Source organism: Glutamicibacter sp. NPDC088483 (assembly GCF_044753145.1).
Lineage (GTDB): Bacteria > Actinomycetota > Actinomycetes > Actinomycetales > Micrococcaceae > Glutamicibacter.
Genome location: NZ_JBIVMP010000002.1, coordinates 404,679 through 421,884, shown reverse-complemented (window position 1 = coordinate 421,884; position 17,206 = coordinate 404,679). Strand labels below are relative to the sequence as shown.

The following is a 17,206-nucleotide window of genomic DNA, read 5'->3' as shown; positions in this document are numbered from 1 at the left end:
CTTGGCCTTACGTGTTGTTGGCGTCGATCCCGGCCTGACCCGTTGCGGTCTTGCCGTGGTCGACGTCGCTGCAAACAGGCAAGTTTCGCTGGTGGACGTCACCGTCGCCGGCACCCCTCCGGGCACTCCGCTCGATGCCCGGCTCTTGAAGATCGCCAACGCCATCGACGAATGGCTGGATCTTCATCAGCCCGATGTGCTCGCCTTGGAACGCGTGTTCGCTTCGGCGAACGTCTCCACGGTCATCGGCACCGCGCAGGTCACCGGTGTTGTCATCACCGCGGCAGCGCGACGCGGGATACCCGTGGCCCTGCACACGCCGACCGAGGTCAAGGCGGCGGTTACCGGTTCGGGACAGGCCACCAAGGCGGCGATCGGCAAGATGGTTGCCAAGATCTGCCGGCTCGATGAACCGCCTAAGCCTGCCGACGCCGCTGATGCGGTGGCTTTGGCGATTACCCACGGTTGGCGCGGTGCGGCCACCGGCTCGAATGCCTCGGCCTCCGCGGCTAATGCCGGTGGTTCGTCGCAGCTGACCGGTGCGCAGCAGGCGTGGATTGCCGCCGAGGCGTCGGCCAAGCGCCGCGCAGTGCGCCGCTAGCCGGCCAGCACGGCAGCGGCCTCGACCCACCGGGGAACGCGGCGGATCGATATTCGTAGGTATCTTCGATAAACTGGGTTCGATCGAACATATATCCCAAGGAGTGGCATGATCAGCTCATTGACCGGCACCGTGCAGGCGGTAGCCCTGAACACCGCGGTAATTGACGTTAACGGCTTCGGGATGCTGGTCAATGCCACCCCCGGGACGCTGTCCACCCTGCAGGCAGGACGCGAGGCTACGGTATTCACCTCCATGGTGGTCCGCGAGGATTCGATGACCCTCTTCGGCTTCGCTACCGCTGAGGAACGCGATGTCTTCGAGGTCCTGGTTTCCGTATCGGGCATCGGGCCACGCACCGGCTTGGCCATCTTGGCGGTGCACTCTCCGGAGGAAGTCCGCATCGCGGCGAACACCAAGGACACCGCCGCTTTCACCAAGGTATCGGGCATTGGCCCCAAGGGCGCGAGCCGCATCGTGCTGGAACTGAACGGCAAGCTGATCCCGACTGGCGCGCCAGCGGCCCCGGTTTCTGGCGGCGGCAACGCGAGCGTCTGGGAACCGCAGGTGATCGAGGCGCTGACCGGCCTGGGCTGGAGCGAAAAGGATGCAACCAGCACCCTGAAATCGCTGTCCAAGGCTGATCCAGATGTCGTTGCCACCGGCAACGTCGCAGAAATCTTGCGTGCTGCACTGCGCAGCATGTCCAGCGGAACCCGCGCCTAAGCGGTCTGCGAGAGGATCAACTGATCATGAATGACTCTACCGGGCTCACGAATGCCGGCAGCGAACCCGAGGAACGGGTAATCGAAGCGGCCCTGCGCCCGCGGAACCTCGACGACTTCGTGGGCCAATCCCGAGTGCGCCAGCAGCTCTCGCTGGTGCTTGAAGCAGCGAAAATCCGCGAACGCACCGCGGACCACGTTCTGCTCTCTGGCCCGCCGGGCCTGGGCAAGACCACCTTGTCGATGATTATCGCCGCCGAGATGAACGCGCCATTGCGCATTTCCTCCGGCCCAGCGATCCAACACGCCGGTGACTTGGCCGCGATCCTCTCGTCGTTGACCGAAGGCGAGGTGCTGTTCCTCGATGAAATCCACCGCATGTCCCGGCCGGCCGAGGAAATGCTCTACATGGCCATGGAAGACTTCCGCGTAGATATCATCGTCGGAAAGGGCGCCGGCGCCACGGCCATTCCGCTGGAGCTTCCGCCCTTCACCCTCGTTGGCGCAACCACGCGCGCCGGACTATTGCCCGGCCCGTTGCGTGACCGCTTCGGCTTCACTGGCCATCTGGAGTTCTACGCGGTCAAGGAGCTTGAACTGGTTTTGCGCCGTTCGGCCATGATGCTTGATCTGAGCGTCACTTCGGCCGCGTTCACCGAGATCGCCGGACGCTCCCGCGGTACGCCCCGTATCGCCAACCGCCTGCTGCGTCGCGTGCGTGACTGGGCGCTGGTGCATAAGCTCGAAGAGATCGATGCCCAAGCGGCCGAGGCCGCCTTGGATATGTACGAGGTCGATGCACGTGGCCTTGATCGCCTGGACCGGGGTGTGCTCGAAGCCTTGTGCACCAAATTCGGCGGGGGACCGGTGGGGCTATCGACCCTGGCCATCGCCGTGGGTGAAGAAACCGAAACCGTCGAGACCGTCGCAGAGCCATACCTGGTGCGCGAAGGGCTGATGGGCCGGACCCCGCGCGGTCGTATTGCCATGCCCGGGGCCTGGGCGCATCTGGGCTTGGCGATGCCAAAGGATGCGATCTTCGCCAGTGCGCAAAGCTATGAAAACGATGAGGATTAGGCAGGCATTACTTCACTGCCCGCGTAAATGGTCTGCCGGTTCACCGTGACGCATTAGACTAAAGACGCCCGACCTATGCCCGTTTCGGGGCGAGGTGGGGCGTCTTTGCTGTATTACGCCAGAAATAGCCGCAACAGCATCCCAGAACTTCAGATCAAATCGCAACAATTCGTTAGCAGGTAAATACGTGAATCCCCTCGTAATCGCTCAGGCCGCTGGTGGCGGCTTCAACCCTTCGCTGATCCTGATGGTCGCGCTGTTCGCAGTGCTGATCTTCATGATGTTCCGTGGCCGCAAGAAGCAGTCCGCCCAGCAGGAGAAGCTGAAGAACAACACCGTGCCAGGCGCCAAGGTGATGACCAACTCGGGTATCTTCGGCACCGTCGTCGGCGTTGACGCAGAGGATCGCGTCCAGGTCGAGGTCGCACCGGGCGTAGTGCTGAACCTGCACCGCCAGGCCATTGCCACCTTCCTGGACAAGGATGCAGCAACCCCGGCCGTGGCCGACGGCGCAGCAGAATCCGCCAGCACCACCGAAACCCCGGAAGAGTCCCTGCGTCGCCTGAACGATGAGGGCAAGGACGAGCGCAACGCCTAAGTCCCGGGCAGCATAGCGGTGGCCTGAAGGCTAAGCCACCCAAACCAGAAAGCACAATAGATGTCATCAATCAGACCTGTTAAGCAGGCGCGCAAAGCGTTGCTATGGTTGCTGATCGTCTTCATCATCGCAACTGGCGTGTTGATAGCCGGTGCAGCGAACGGTAAAACCGGATGGGGACCGAAGCTCGCCCTCGACCTCGAAGGCGGTACCGAGATGATCCTGGCCCCTCGGGTCCAGGGCGACGAAGCAATCAACCAAGAACAACTGGACCAAGCGGTGGAGATCATCCGCCAGCGTGTGGACGGTTCCGGTGTTACCGAATCGGAAATCACCACCCAGTCCGGTCGCAACGTTGTGGTCTCGATGCCCGGCACCCCGGACCAGACCACTCGCGATTTGATCCAGGCCTCGGCCAACATGGAGTTCCGCCCGGTGCTGATCACCGGCAGCTACGCAGCCACCCCTGAGGAAGATCGCACTCCCAAGGAAGAACTGCCAAAGCCTGAGGGCAAGCCAGAGAACCCATCGGACACCAACTGGATCACCGCAGAGCTCTTCCAGGAGTTTGAAGGCTACGACTGCGAAACCGAGCTCAAGGACCGCGGCGGGGACGCTGCGGACCCAGCCAAGCCAATGATCTCCTGCGATACGGACATGGGCGTCAAGTACATCCTTGGCCCACAGGAAATCTCCGGCGACAAGATCAAGGACGCATACGCGCAGCTCGCTCGCGGCGTCAACGGTTCGGTCACCGGCGAATGGGTTGTCGTGATCGAGTTCAATGCCGAAGGCACCAAGATCTTCGCCGACACCACGCAGCGTCTGATTGCCCTGCAGGGTTCGCAGAACCAGTTCGCGATCGTGCTTGATGGCGAGACCATCTCGGCGCCAACCACCAATGCGGTGATCTCCGATGGCCGTCCGCAGATTTCCGGTGGCTTCACCCAGGACACCTCGCAGGCGCTGGCCGAGCAGCTGAAGTACGGCGCACTGCCAATCAGCTTCGACATCCAGTCAGAGCGCCAGGTTTCTGCAACGCTGGGTGCTGACCAGCTGACCGCGGGCCTCATTGCCGGTGTTATCGGCCTGGTCCTGGTATTTATCTACTCGCTGTTCCAGTACCGCGCCCTGGGCTTGGTGACCATCGCTTCGCTGCTCGTCGCCGGTGTGCTGACCTACCTCTGCCTGGTCCTGCTTGGCTGGGGCATGAACTACCGCCTGTCGCTGGCGGGCGTGGCTGGCTTGATCGTAGCGATCGGCCTGATCGCGGACTCGTTCATCGTGTACTTCGAGCGTGTTCGAGATGAGCTGCGCGAAGGCCGGCCATTGGCAAGCGCCGTGGATATCGGCTGGAAGCGTGCCAAGCGCACCATTCTGGCCTCCAAGGCCGTGAACGTGTTGGCTGCAGTAGTGCTCTACATCGTTGCCGTGGGCAACGTGCGAGGCTTCGCCTTCACCTTGGGCCTGACCGCAATCGTTGACCTCGTGGTCGTGTACGGACTGACCCATCCAACCTTGGTCCTGCTGGCACGCACCAAGTTCTTCGCCAACGGCCACCCGCTCTCGGGCATGGATCCATCGTTGCTTGGCGTCAAGCCGCTGTACCAAGGTGCAGGCAAGGTTCGCCGCTTCGATGAAAACGTTGTGGCAAACCGCGGCAAGAAGAATGCGAAGGCCTCGGCTGAGGCCGCCAAGCGCATGACGATTGCCGAGCGTCGCCGTGCACAGGCCGAACAGCCAGCCAGCACGCAGGCCAAGGCCCAGGAGGAGAACAATGAATAAGCTAGTCACTTGGGGCAACGAGCTCTACACCGGCAAGCGTTCCTACCCGTTCACCTCCAAGTACCGGTTGTGGTTCCTGATCGCCGGTATTCTGGTGATGCTGTCGATCCTGCTTCCAGTGGTCAAGGGCGGCTTCAACCTGGGCATCGACTTCCGCGGTGGTTCTGAATTCACCGTTTCGGATGTGCAGAACACTGATATCTCGATTGGTGAAAAAACTGTTAGCTCGGTGGCTTCGGGTTCCGAGGCAACGGTCACCAACATTGCTCCGGGCACCATGCGCGTGCAGACTGAGCGTTTGAGCGATGACCAGACCTTGGCCATCGCCGGCCAGCTCGCGGAGAACTACGGCGTCTCCAGCGATGAAGTTACCAGTAACTTCATCGGCCCAACCTGGGGTGAAGACGTTTCGCGCCAGGCACTGGTTGGCTTGGTAGTCTTCGTGGTCCTGGTGGGCTTGCTGATGGCTGCCTACTTCCGAACCTGGAAGATGTCGCTGGCAGCGATCGTCGGACTGATTACCGTGGTGATCGTGACTGCGGGCATCTACTCGCTGTCCGGTTTCGAAATCACGCCCAGCGCGATCATCGGCTTCCTGACCATTCTGAGCTACTCGCTGTATGACACCGTGGTGGTTTTCGACAAGGTCCGCGAAAACACCAAGGACTACACCCAGCAGTCCAAGCGCACCTTCGAGCAGCTGGTGAACCTCGCTGTGAACCAGACCCTGGTTCGCTCGATCAACACCTCGGTCGTTGCCGTGCTTCCAGTGGCCGCGATCCTATTCATCGGCTCCTACCTGCTGGGTGCCGGTACGCTCAAGGACCTGTCCTTGGCGCTGTTCGTCGGTATCATCGTCTCGGCCCTGTCGACCTTGTTCGTGCAGGCGCCAATGTTCCATTGGCTCCGCCACAAGGACGACGACGTGGTAGCGCACGATAAGAAGATGGCTGCTGCCTAAACCGATCCGAAGATCTGAATTTGGTGCTCCCAGCATTTGCTGGGGGCACCAATTCGCTTAAGCGGGAAGATGCGTAATTAGTTGTCACCGCCCGAACGTGCTATAACGTTTGAACTAAAGAAGGTGTTTTTTCAGTGCACGGCTACCAGTGATCTGGTGGCCCGGAACTACCGTTGGATTCCGTCGGGCTTCACGCAGGCTCGGGAAAGAATCCAACGGCAACGGGAAGGAGCGGGGCATGGCGAATACGCCTAACCTGAACAATTCGAAACGACGCTCTATCTCTCGTTTGGTGCGCTTTGCTGGCCGGGGGAGCACCCCGAGCACATCGCCGACCCTTGAACCGCTATTGCGCACGGTCAAGTCCAAGCATCCGAAGGCGGATCTGGACCTGCTGGTCCACGCCTACGAGGTCGCCGAAAAGTACCATGAAGGCCAGAAGCGCAAGAGCGGCGACCCGTACATAACGCACCCGGTCGCCGTCGCCACGATCCTGGCGGAGATGGGGATGACCGGCTCGATTCTTGCCGCCGCCTTGCTGCACGACACCGTTGAAGACACCGATTACTCCCTGGAGTCGGTTAAGAAGGAATTCTCCGAGGAAATCGCCATGCTGGTCGATGGCGTGACCAAGCTGGACAAGGTCACCTATGGCGATGCGGCCCCGGCAGAGACCGTGCGCAAAATGGTCGTGGCCATGTCCCGCGACATCCGCGTGCTGCTGATCAAGCTGGCCGACCGCCTGCACAATGCCCGTACCTGGCGCTACGTATCCCCGGAATCTTCCTCGCGCAAGGCGAAGGAAACCCTGGAGATCTTCGCACCGCTGGCACACCGTCTGGGCATGAACACCGTCAAGTGGGAGCTGGAGGACCTGTCCTTCGCTGCCTTGCACCCGAAGGTCTACCAGGAGATCGTCCGCATGGTGGGCGATCGCACTCCGGAACGTGAAAAGTACCTCTCCTCGATCCGCCAGACCCTTTCGGGCGATCTCGGCGACGTCGCCATCCATGCCTCGGTTTCCGGACGGCCAAAGCACTACTACTCGATCTACCAGAAGATGATCGTGCGCGGCAAGGACTTCGACGATATCCATGACCTCATGGGCGTGCGCATCCTGGTGGATACCGTCAAGGACTGCTACGGCGCCCTGGGCGTCGTGCACGCGGAGTGGAATCCACTGCCTAACCGCTTCAAGGACTACATTGCGATCCCGAAGCTGAACCTCTACCAGTCGCTGCACACCACGGTGATGGGTCCTGAAGGCAAGCCGGTAGAGATCCAGATCCGCACCCACGATATGCACGTACGCGCCGAATACGGCGTAGCAGCGCACTTCCAGTACAAGCATGGGCAGACCGATAACTCCATGCTTTCGCCGGAACAGAATATGGATTGGCTGCGTTCCTTGATGGAGTGGCAGGCGGATACCGCCGACTCCGAAGAGTTCCTGGACGGCCTTCGCTACACGATCAGCTCCGCTGAAGTCTATGTGTTCACCCCCAAGGGCGACATCATGTCCTTGCCGGTTGGTGCCACACCGGTGGATTTCGCCTACTCGATCCACACCGACGTCGGCCACCGCACCATCGGCTCCCGCGTCAATGGCAAGCTCGTCCCACTGCATACCGAGCTCAAGCAGGGCGATGTGGTGGAGGTCTTCACCTCGAAGGCCGAAGGCGCTGGCCCATCCCAGGATTGGCAGAACTTTGTCCGCTCGCCTCGTGCCAAGGCAAAGATCCGCGGTTACTTCTCCAAGGAACGCCGCGAGGAGGCCATCGAAAAGGGCAAGGAGCTGCTGACCAAGGAACTGCGTCGCAACCAGCTGCCATTGCAGAAATTGATGACTCACGACCTGCTCACGGCGGTAGCCAACGAACTGCACCACACGGACATTTCGGCCCTGTACCAGTCCGTGGGTGACGGCCATACCAGTGCACAGAACGTCATTGAGCATTTAACGGCCCTGATTGGCCCTCCAGAAGCCGAACAGGTCGATGAGGAAGCGGTAGTCCGCCCAATGGCTCCCAGCCCGGCTACGGGCAACGACGCCGGCGTGATCGTCGAGGGCCTGGGGGATGTGCTGGTGAAGCTGGCGCGTTGCTGCACCCCAGTGCCGCCAGATGAAATCCAGGGTTTCGTAACCCGTGGCGCCGGAGTCTCGGTGCACCGCACCGACTGCCTGAATCTGACGCAGCTCGCCGAGCAGCCGGATCGACTGGTCAATGTCACGTGGGCCACCAAGCACCATGGCGTGTTCCTGGTGGAGATCCAGGTCGAAGCATTGGACCGCAAGTCGCTGCTCTCCGACGTCACCCGGATCCTCTCCGAAAGCCACTTGAACATCCTTTCGGCCAGTGTGCAGACAAGCAAGGACCGTGTGGCAATCTCCCGTTTCTCCTTCGAAATGGGCGACCCCAAGTTCCTGAGCCACGTGCTGAACCAAGTACGCCGCATCGATGGCGTCTACGATGTCTACCGCACCACCGCAGGGTCCCGCCGCTAATAGCGCGGTGCACCCCGCGGCGGCAGCCTAGGCCGCTTGCGCCGTATCGGAGAAGGACTGGACCAGGCGCAGGGCTCGGGATCGCTCGGGTGAGGGAACCTCGGATGCCAGGGCTTGTTTGATGGCGTCCAAAGTCAGGTAGGGATCTGCCAGGGCCGCGACTGTGCCCAGAACGCGGCTGGCAATGGGCAATGGATCGTATTTCGCGCAGTCGCAGGCGCTGCGCAATGCGGTGGTCACCCTGATGCGGCTGCGGAACACCATGTCCGTATCCGGCACCTGCATTTGGGCGAATTCCGCCCTCAGCCCGTGCCCGGGGTAGAACGGCCGATGGTAGCTCTTGGCGTAGATGCACAATGTGGACACTGACGGCAAGAGCCCATGGATCCAGGCTGCAGTTTGGCGAGCTAGCACCGCATCGCGGGCCAGCTCGCGGCCACAGGCGAAACCCGCAATCCGTGCCCGCACCGACGCGTTGACTCGGATGCTGCTGGGCAAAAAATAATCACCGAGGACCTCGAGCAGCAGGCCGTTGTGGGCCATGGCGTGCAGCTCGTTGCGGGTGAACATCTCACCAGCGATCCACAGGTCCCCGGGAATGCGCAACGCGGCGGCGCGAGGTCCGGTAGCTGGGGAATTTCTCGTTTCCATAGAGCTACTGAACCAGTTCGCGCCGCCGCGTTGGCGGTGTGCAAGCGATCTGTGGATTACTTACTGGAAGTCGGCAGCCGACTTCTCCAAGGTGCTCAGCCACATGCGGCGTGCATCCAGGGCCTCCTGGGCTGTCGCGATCTGCTTGGCGTTGCCCTTGGCCTGTGCTGCTGCCAGATCATCTTCCAAGGCGGAGATGGTGTCCTGCAGCTGCGAGAGCATCGAGTTGGAGCGGGCCTTGGTCTCCGGGTTGGAACGGCGCCACTGCTCGTCCTCGGCCCCCTTGACCGCGTCCTCGACCTGGCGCAGAGCCGACTCGATGCGCTGCAGGTCATTGCGCGGCACCTTGCCGGCAGCTTCCCAACGGGTGCGGATCGAATCCAGCTTGTTCTTGGCAACAGCCAGATCCTTGATGGGAAGCAGCGCGCGCGCTTCTTCCAGCAGGGCTTCCTTCACCACGAGGTTCTGGGAGTACTCTTCATCGATCTTGGCGTTGGCCGCGGCGCGGGCCTGGAAGAAGACATCCTGGGCGGCGCGGAAGCGGCTCCAGAGCTGGTCGTCGTCCTTGCGCGAGGCACGGCGCGACTTCTTCCACTCGTCCATGAGCTTGCGGTACTCGGCGGCGGTAGCGGTCCAGTCGGTGGACCCCTGCAGCACCTCGGCGCGAGCGATCAGCTCTTCCTTCACTTCCTTGGCGGCCGCGTTGGTTGAATCCAGCTGCGAGAAGTAGGCCCGGCGATGGCGGTCGAAGGTGGTGCGGGCGGAGCGGAATCGCTTCCACAGCGCGTCTTCGGTGGACCGTGGCAGGCGCACCGAGGACCGCTGCGAACCCTTCCAGGCGTCGAACAGCTCGTTCATCGCCGCCGAAGCGGTCTTCCACTGGATCTGCTCCGGGCGCTTGCCGGCCAGCTCTTCAGCCTGTTCGACGATGGCTTCGCGGGCAGCGAGCTGTTCCGCGCGAGCTTCGTCGTTGGCCTTGCGCTGTTCGCTGGTCAATGCCTCGACGGCTACGCGGGCATTCTCGAGGCGCGTTTCCAGCGCCGGGATGTCGCCGACCATATGGCGTTCGGCAACGGTGGCCGAGAGCGCCTGCACAGCCTTGCTGAGCTCGCCGGCCGGGGCCTTGGCAACGACGCGCTGCTCCAGGAGCATCAGCTGCGAGAGCGCGTCGTCGTATTTGCGCACGAAGTAGCCCAGGGCTTCGTCCTGGGTTGCGTCGGGGTATTGGCCCACTGGGAATTCGGCGCCGTCAATGATCACGAAGACGTGGCCGTCCTCGGTAACACGGGCGAACTTTGCCGCTTCGTCGAGGGGAGTGGTATGTGCGACGCTTGGCGCTACAACCGGCTTTGCGGCAGGCTTCTGGGCCTGTGGCAATGGGGTCTTCTGGCTGTCGTCGGATTGCTGACTGGTGGTCACCGCTGAAACTCTTTCACTTTACGAGCACTTGCTTTAGCCAACTCTACCTGTGACCTCCGCTTCTTAGTAAGCCGACGTGCACAGGTTTCTCGGGTTTCGGGCTATAAGATGGGTAGGTAGCCCAATTTGCACTAAGGAGTTTCATGGCACGCAAGGCCTCACTATCAGGTTTCCCGGAATGGCTTCCCGCCGAACGGGCAGTTGAACAGCATGTGCTCGATACCTTGCGCCACGTCTTCGAACTGCATGGATTCGCCAACATCGAGACCCGTGCGGTGGAAACCCGAGCGCAACTTCTGCGCAAGGGCGAAATCGACAAAGAAGTCTACGGACTGTCCCGGCTGGCCGCGGAGGATGAGAAGAACGATCCCAACGCGTTGGCCCTGCACTTCGACCTCACCGTGCCTTTCGCACGCTACGTGGTGGAGAACGCAGGCCACCTGGCCTTCCCCTTCCGCCGCTACCAGATGCAGAAGGTCTGGCGTGGCGAACGCCCGCAGGATGGCCGCTTCCGCGAATTCACCCAGGCCGACATCGATGTCGTGGGCGATGGCACCTTGCCCTTCAGCTACGACGTGGAGCTGGCGCTGACCATTGCTGACGCGCTGTCCGCCCTGCCGATCGGCGATTTCCGCCTGCGGGTGAATAACCGCAAGCTGGCCGAGGGCTTCTACCGCGGCCTGGGCCTGGAAGATCCGGATGCAGTCCTGCGCGCCATCGACAAGCTGGAAAAGATCGGCGATGACGCCGTCGCCAAGATCCTGGTCGAAGAAGTCGGCGCCACCGCGCAGCAGGCCGCCGCCGCCCTGGCCCTGGCCAAGATCCGCACCATGGACACGTCCTTCGTGGAGCAGGTCCGCGCACTGGGCGTCAGCCACGAACTGCTGGAAACCGGCTTGGATGAGCTCTCGCAGGTCATCGATGCCGCATCCAAGCGCGCACCGGGCAAGGTCATGGCCGATTTGTCCATCGCCCGCGGGCTGGACTACTACACCGGCACCGTGTACGAAACCGTGCTGGTGGGCCACGAATCCCTGGGTTCGATCTGCTCGGGCGGGCGCTACGAATCGCTGGCTTCCAAGGGCAAGAAGAACTACCCGGGTGTGGGCTTGTCCATCGGCGTCACCCGCCTGGTCTCGCGCATCCTTGCAGAAGAGTCCGTGACCGCAAGCCGTTCGGTGCCTTCGGTGGTATATGTCACCTTGGCCAACGACGAGTCCTGGCACGAAGCGCAGGATGTAGCCTCGCAGCTGCGCGAGCGCGGCATCGCCTGCGAGGTAGCAGCCAGCGCGGAGAAGTTCGGCAAGCAGATCAAATTCGCTGATCGACGCGGGATTCCGTTCGTCTGGTTCACCCATGCCGATGGCGCCCACGAGGTCAAGGACATCCGTTCCGGCGAGCAGGTCGCCGCGGATCCGTCCACCTGGATGCCGGCCGAAGCGGACCTGAAGATCGCCATCAGCTAGTTCTCGGGCTTGATCGCCCGCCCGCGCACCAATCACGGTGCACTAAACTTCATGGGAAGAAACTTTCCCAACCGACCGAAAGGATCGTAGTGCTACGCACTCATCAGCTGGGCGTCTTGAACGCCGAGCACATTGGACAGCAGGTCACACTCACCGGTTGGGTCGCGCGTCGCCGCGACCACGGTGGTGTCGCCTTCCTGGATTTGCGTGATGCTTCGGGCGTGGCCCAGGTCGTCGTGCGCGATGAAGAGGACTTCCATCCGCTGCGCAATGAGTTCGTGCTGCAGATTCTCGGCACCGTCGAGCGCCGCCCGGAGGGCAACGAGAACCCGAACCTGCCTACCGGGCAGATCGAGGTCATCGCTGAGACCGTGACCGTGCTGAACACCGCAGCCCCGCTGCCATTCCAGGTCGACGAGCACGTCGAGGTCGGCGAGGAAGCGCGCCTGCGCCACCGCTACCTGGACCTGCGCCGCCCGACCCCGGCCCGCAACATCCGCCTGCGCTCCGAGGCCAACCGCGTGGCACGCAACCTGCTGCACGACCAGGGCTACATCGAGATCGAAACCCCGACGCTGACCCGCTCCACCCCGGAAGGCGCCCGCGACTTCGTCGTGCCGGCCCGCCTGACCCCGGGCAGCTGGTACGCCTTGCCCCAGTCCCCGCAGCTGTTCAAGCAGCTGCTGCAGGTCGGCGGCTTCGAGAAGTACTACCAGATCGCCCGCTGCTACCGCGATGAGGACTTCCGCGCGGACCGCCAGCCGGAGTTCACCCAGCTGGACATCGAAGCATCGTTCGTCGAGGAAGATGACATCATCGAGCTCGGCGAAAAGCTGGTCACCGAACTGTGGAACCTGATCGACGTGCAGGTCCCGACCCCGATCCGCCGCATGGCGTACTCGGAGGCCATGGCCAAGTACGGTTCGGACAAGCCGGATCTGCGCTTCGGCCTGGAACTGACCGAAATGACCGAGTACTTCGCGAACACCTCCTTCAAGGTCTTCCAGTCCGAGTACGTCGGCGCCGTGGTCATGCCTGGCGGCGCATCGCAGCCGCGACGCACCCTGGATGCCTGGCAGGAATTCGCCAAGCAGCGCGGTGCCAAGGGCCTTGCCTACGTGCTGATCAAGGAAGATGGCGAGCTGGCTGGCCCAGTGGCCAAGAACCTGTCCGACGAAGAGAAGGCCGGACTGGCCGCAGCTACCGGCGCAGCCGCCGGAGACTGCATCTTCTTCTCCGCCGGCAAGAAGAACGAATCCCGCGCACTGCTCGGTTCGGTCCGTGTCGAGATCGGCCACCGCACCGGCCTGATCAAGGAAGGCGACTGGGCCTTCGTCTGGATCGTCGACGCACCGATGTTCGAAGCTGCCTCCGACGCTGTCGCTTCGGGTGACGTGGCCGTGGGCGCTGGCGCTTGGACCGCTGTGCACCACGCGTTCACCAGCCCCAAGCCGGAGTTCATGGACACCTTCGACACCGATCCTGCATCGGCCCTGTCCTACGCCTACGACATTGTCTGCAACGGCAACGAAATCGGCGGCGGTTCGATCCGTATCCACCAGCGCGACGTCCAGGAACGCGTCTTCAAGCTCATGGGCGTAACCCAGGAGCAGGCTGACACCCAGTTCGGCTTCCTGCTCGAGGGCTTCAAGTACGGCGCCCCACCGCATGGCGGCATCGCCCTGGGTTGGGACCGCGTGCTGCAGCTGCTGACCAACTCGGAGTCCATCCGCGACGTCATCGCCTTCCCGAAGACCGGTGGCGGTTTCGATCCGCTGACCGCGGCTCCTGCACCAATCACCCCGCAGCAGCGCAAGGAAGCAGGCATCGACTTCAAGCCTGAGAAGAAGAAGGCCGAAGAGACCGAAGCCAAGTAGGCTCACGCAGCTTCGCAATGCCGGATGGAACGCTTGAATGCGTTCCATCCGGCTTCTTTTTAACCTGGAATTAGCTCTTTTGGTGGACTATGAGTATTTTTAATACTAGGTTTGTTTTTGACTTAGTTTGCAGAACCAGTTCTCACGACCACTTTGGAGCGATACGTGCCAGCAGAAGAACCACACGATATCATCGAACGTTACCCAGAAGCGGACCAGGAATGGGCTAAAACCTTTTTCGCTTCAATGGTGTGGAACGACCTCACCAATGCGCAGGTGGCGCTCGAACTGGACCGCACCCTGAGCATGGTTCGCGATAGCGGGCAGCGGGCCGAGGAACTCTTTGGCCATTCGGGCGAATATGGTGCGACGCGGGCTCAATGTCTATTGACGCCAGAGCAGCGCGCGGACGCGGAACTTCCCGTCGAATCAAGTACTGCGCTATTGGCGGTTGTTGGGATGCTTGTTGGCCTGCTGTGCACTGGATTTGGAATCTGGATTGGGTTCCGCGATGGGTGGACCTCGAGTTCGTGGCACTACTGGCAGCTTTCTGCTCTAACTGCCGGGGCAGGGATCGCACTATCGGGATACCTGTGGTGGTTTAACCGATTGAAGGGGAAATTCGGCCTGTCCTGGATACTGGGACCGGTAGGTATCCTCGTGTCGGTTGGAGCTGCCGCTCTAATCGTGCAGATAGGAGGAAGCAATAATCTGCTGCCCCTGCCAAATTGGTTAGCTCCAATTCTTGGCGCAGCGCTGGTGGTTGCTTGCTTCTATCTGATGCCTGCCTATAAAGCGCAGAAAGCCGCTGGCGGGCAACAAATCCTTCTCGGCACCGACGAGTGGTTCGCGGAAACCACCAGACTGCTGCGCGGACGCTACGGCATGAGTCACAAGGAAGCCAACGAGTCGCTGAGTACTGCGCGAGAACATCTCGATGATGCGGCGACCCGAGGCGAAAAAGCTGACCCAAACCTTGAATTCGGAACGCCCAATGAATTCGTGATTGGGCTGGCAGTGAACACCGAAAAGGCGCTCAAGCGTCGTTGGCTTCTACGCCGCATGGCCACCTTGGCCGTAGTCGCTTTATTCGCGGTCGGCGCGGTCGCTGGCCTGATGGATCCAGCGCGAAATGGCGGGGATATTTTCTTTGGGGTCGCAGTGCTGGTGTTTGCCGCGGTGAGCGTTTACGAGCTGCGTCCGGCTGACCGCAAGGCCTACGTCCAAGAGAAGCTCAAGGGACGAGCAGCCAATGCCCGGGCACTGCAGGAGCGCGACGATGACTAAGCCCGAAGGCTTTCCGGGTAGCTGGCAACGCGCCATGTTGCCGATGCTCTTACTCGCCGAACTCTCGGCTGGCCAGGCCCACGGTTATGCACTGGCGAAATCCCTGCAGGAACGCGGTTTCGGGCCGATCAAGGGAGCCACGCTCTACCCCGCATTGGCCAAACTCGAGGCCTCGGGTTTTGTTGAAACCCGCTGGGAAGAAGGCCAAGGTGGCCCGGGGCGAAAGGTCTACGAACTCTCCGCCACCGGCCGGGTGGAACTAGCCGAGCAACGAGCCAGCTTCGAACAACTGACCCAACTGGTACAAAGCACCGGCCGCTAGGGGAGGTCTGCCGAGTCTACGATCATCGTGAACGGTCCGGTATTGGTCAGCGAGACATTCATCATCGCGCCAAATACACCGGTCTGAACGCTCGCACCCAATTTGCGCAGGTGCTCCACGAAGTAGTCGTACAGAGGTTCGCTGATAGGACCGGGTGCCGCATTGGACCAGGATGGGCGGCGGCCCTTGCGCACCGAACCGTACAGGGTGAACTGGCTGATCACTAGCAGTGGTGCATTCACCCCGGCTGCGGAGGTTTCATCCTCCATGATCCGCAGCTGCCAGATCTTTTCGGCCACCTTGCGTGCGATCGCCTGATCATCCTCATGGGTCACCCCAAGTAGGATCACCAAACCGGGGGAGTCGAGCTGGCCGGTAATCTGCCCTTCAACCTCAACATGGGCGGTGGAAGCGACCTGGACGACAGCGCGCATATGGCGGACCTTTCAAAAGACGGTGGGGCTTCCAGAATATCGGTAGGCTTAGGGGGTGAGCGATTTGTTCGATTCCCTGTCCGATGAGCCACGCGATGCGCGTGAGCCCCAAGTCAACCGGCCCCGTCCGCCACTGGCGGTGCGCATGCGCCCGAAGACCTTGGATGAGCTCGTCGGCCAACAACACCTGCTAGGCCCGGGTTCACCCTTGCGGCAGCTGGCCGAAAACCCTGAAACCGGGTTGGCTGGACCTGCCAGTGTGATCCTCTATGGCCCTCCGGGAATTGGCAAAACCACCATCGCCCACGTGATCGCCCGCGCCACCGACCGCAAATTCGTGGAACTTTCGGCCATCACCGCCGGTGTCAAAGATGTCCGGCGAGTCATCGAACAGGCCAAGGATGACCGCGATCTGCGCGGGATTACCACCGTGCTCTTCCTCGATGAGATCCACCGCTTCAACAAGGCCCAGCAGGACGCACTGCTGCCCGGCGTGGAAAACCGTGTCGTCGTCCTGGTAGCTGCGACGACGGAAAATCCCTCCTTCTCGGTGATCTCGCCGCTGCTTTCGCGCTCTTTGCTGCTGACCTTGCGTCCGCTGACCGACGGCGACCTGTCCACCTTGCTCGAGCGCGCTGTGGCCGACGAGCGGGGTTTCGACGGCCAGGTGCTCCTCAAGGAGGAGCAGCGCGACGCCATTGTCCGCCTGGCCCAGGGTGATGCCCGACGCTCGCTGACCGTGCTGGAAGCAGCCGGCGCGGTGGCTTGGAACGCCGCGGGCGCCGGCATCGATCCACCGGTGCTGATTACGGACGACCATGTGCAGCTGGCCATGGACCAGGCGGTCCAGCGCTACGACAAGGATGGCGACCAGCACTACGACATCATCTCCGCGTTCATCAAGTCCGTCCGCGGTTCGGATGTGGACGCGGCCCTGCACTACCTGGCGCGAATGCTCTCTGCGGGGGAGGACCCCCGGTTCATTGCCCGCCGCCTGATGATCTCGGCCTCGGAGGATATCGGCATGGCCGATCCCACCGCACTTCCCGTTGCCGTAGCAGCCGCCCAATCGGTGCAGCTCACCGGCATGCCGGAAGCACGGATCATGCTCGGGCAGGCAACGGTTCATCTGGCTACGGCCCCGAAGTCCAACGCCTCGTACAATGCGATCAACGCCGCCCTGGCCGACGTATCCGAAGGCAAGGGATCGCTGGTTCCCGACCACCTGCGTGACGCGCACTATCCCGGCGCCAAGCAGCTGGGCCATGGCGTGGGCTACATCTACGCCCATGATGCTCCGCACTCCATCGCAACCCAGCAGTACCTGCCCGATGATCTGGTGGGCACCGACTACTACACGCCGACCAATAACGGTGCGGAAAAAACCATAGGGTCCCGCCTGTCCCGTTTGCGTGAAATTATCCGGGGCAAGGATCCGCAGCGCTCCAAGGGCAAGCGCTGATTGTGCGCTAGGCCTCAGAGAAAGCTGCTGCCGTT

15 protein-coding genes are annotated in these 17,206 nt (G+C 61.9%); 12 read left to right on the top strand and 3 right to left on the bottom strand.

Annotation, left to right across the window (positions count from 1 at the left end; genetic code table 11):
* Position 1: 1 nt before the first annotated feature.
* The 7 genes from ruvC to ACIP6G_RS06240 all read left to right on the top strand — a co-directional run bounded on the left by ruvC (position 2) and on the right by ACIP6G_RS06240 (position 8,253).
* Positions 2-601: a crossover junction endodeoxyribonuclease RuvC gene (gene ruvC / locus ACIP6G_RS06270; RefSeq protein ID WP_105658276.1), complete on the top strand. Its 600-nt coding sequence runs from the start codon at positions 2-4 to the stop codon at positions 599-601.
* A gap of 108 nt (positions 602-709) precedes the next feature.
* Positions 710-1,327, top strand: a complete 618-nt coding sequence (gene ruvA / locus ACIP6G_RS06265) for a Holliday junction branch migration protein RuvA (RefSeq protein ID WP_105658277.1) — start codon at positions 710-712, stop codon at positions 1,325-1,327.
* 26 nt (positions 1,328-1,353) lie between these two features.
* Positions 1,354-2,403, top strand: a complete 1,050-nt coding sequence (gene ruvB / locus ACIP6G_RS06260; protein ID WP_105661370.1) for a Holliday junction branch migration DNA helicase RuvB — start codon at positions 1,354-1,356, stop codon at positions 2,401-2,403.
* 187 nt (positions 2,404-2,590) lie between these two features.
* The gene (gene yajC / locus ACIP6G_RS06255) at positions 2,591-3,001 is read left to right on the top strand and encodes a preprotein translocase subunit YajC (protein WP_105658279.1); all 411 of its coding nucleotides are present in this window, start codon (positions 2,591-2,593) and stop codon (positions 2,999-3,001) included.
* Between the two features lie 60 nt (positions 3,002-3,061).
* Positions 3,062-4,786: a protein translocase subunit SecD gene (gene secD, locus ACIP6G_RS06250; protein WP_400289244.1), complete on the top strand. Its 1,725-nt coding sequence runs from the start codon at positions 3,062-3,064 to the stop codon at positions 4,784-4,786.
* Positions 4,779-5,747, top strand: a complete 969-nt coding sequence (secF, locus tag ACIP6G_RS06245) for a protein translocase subunit SecF (RefSeq protein WP_105658281.1) — start codon at positions 4,779-4,781, stop codon at positions 5,745-5,747. Before secD ends, secF begins: the two co-directional genes overlap by 8 nt.
* 238 nt (positions 5,748-5,985) lie before the next feature.
* Positions 5,986-8,253 (top strand): bifunctional (p)ppGpp synthetase/guanosine-3',5'-bis(diphosphate) 3'-pyrophosphohydrolase, encoded by a 2,268-nt coding sequence (locus ACIP6G_RS06240; protein WP_105658282.1) that lies wholly within the window; start codon positions 5,986-5,988, stop codon positions 8,251-8,253.
* A gap of 27 nt (positions 8,254-8,280) precedes the next feature.
* Here ACIP6G_RS06240 and ACIP6G_RS06235 read toward each other — a convergent pair whose 3' ends face one another.
* Positions 8,281-8,904: a hypothetical protein gene (locus ACIP6G_RS06235; RefSeq protein WP_400289242.1), complete on the bottom strand. Its 624-nt coding sequence runs from the start codon at positions 8,902-8,904 to the stop codon at positions 8,281-8,283.
* A 60-nt stretch (positions 8,905-8,964) separates the two neighbouring features.
* Entirely contained in the window at positions 8,965-10,323 is a 1,359-nt protein-coding gene (locus ACIP6G_RS06230; protein WP_133833327.1) for a DUF349 domain-containing protein, read from the bottom strand.
* Between the two features lie 143 nt (positions 10,324-10,466).
* Here ACIP6G_RS06230 and hisS point away from each other — a divergent pair, with 143 nt between their 5' ends.
* The 4 genes from hisS (at position 10,467) to ACIP6G_RS06210 (ending at position 15,275) form a co-directional block, all read left to right on the top strand.
* Positions 10,467-11,789, top strand: a complete 1,323-nt coding sequence (hisS, locus tag ACIP6G_RS06225) for a histidine--tRNA ligase (RefSeq protein WP_400289240.1) — start codon at positions 10,467-10,469, stop codon at positions 11,787-11,789.
* 89 nt (positions 11,790-11,878) lie between these two features.
* Positions 11,879-13,666 carry an aspartate--tRNA ligase gene (aspS, locus tag ACIP6G_RS06220; RefSeq protein WP_105658286.1) on the top strand — a complete coding sequence of 596 codons (1,788 nt, stop codon included), beginning with the start codon at positions 11,879-11,881 and terminating at the stop codon, positions 13,664-13,666.
* 165 nt (positions 13,667-13,831) lie between these two features.
* Positions 13,832-14,953, top strand: a complete 1,122-nt coding sequence (locus ACIP6G_RS06215) for a hypothetical protein (RefSeq protein WP_400289238.1) — start codon at positions 13,832-13,834, stop codon at positions 14,951-14,953.
* Entirely contained in the window at positions 14,946-15,275 is a 330-nt protein-coding gene (locus tag ACIP6G_RS06210) for a PadR family transcriptional regulator (RefSeq protein WP_255164399.1), read from the top strand. The genes ACIP6G_RS06215 and ACIP6G_RS06210 overlap by 8 nt, the downstream gene beginning before the upstream one ends.
* On the opposite strand, the gene dtd is transcribed toward ACIP6G_RS06210, so the two are convergent.
* The gene (gene dtd / locus ACIP6G_RS06205; RefSeq protein WP_400289236.1) at positions 15,272-15,709 is read right to left on the bottom strand and encodes a D-aminoacyl-tRNA deacylase; all 438 of its coding nucleotides are present in this window, start codon (positions 15,707-15,709) and stop codon (positions 15,272-15,274) included. The two genes, ACIP6G_RS06210 and dtd, sit on opposite strands and share 4 nt — an antisense overlap.
* A gap of 55 nt (positions 15,710-15,764) precedes the next feature.
* On the opposite strand from dtd, the gene ACIP6G_RS06200 reads away from it, so the two are divergent.
* A complete protein-coding gene (locus ACIP6G_RS06200; RefSeq protein WP_400289235.1) occupies positions 15,765-17,171 on the top strand; it encodes a replication-associated recombination protein A in 1,407 nt (468 codons plus the stop codon).
* Positions 17,172-17,206: the final 35 nt, after the last annotated feature.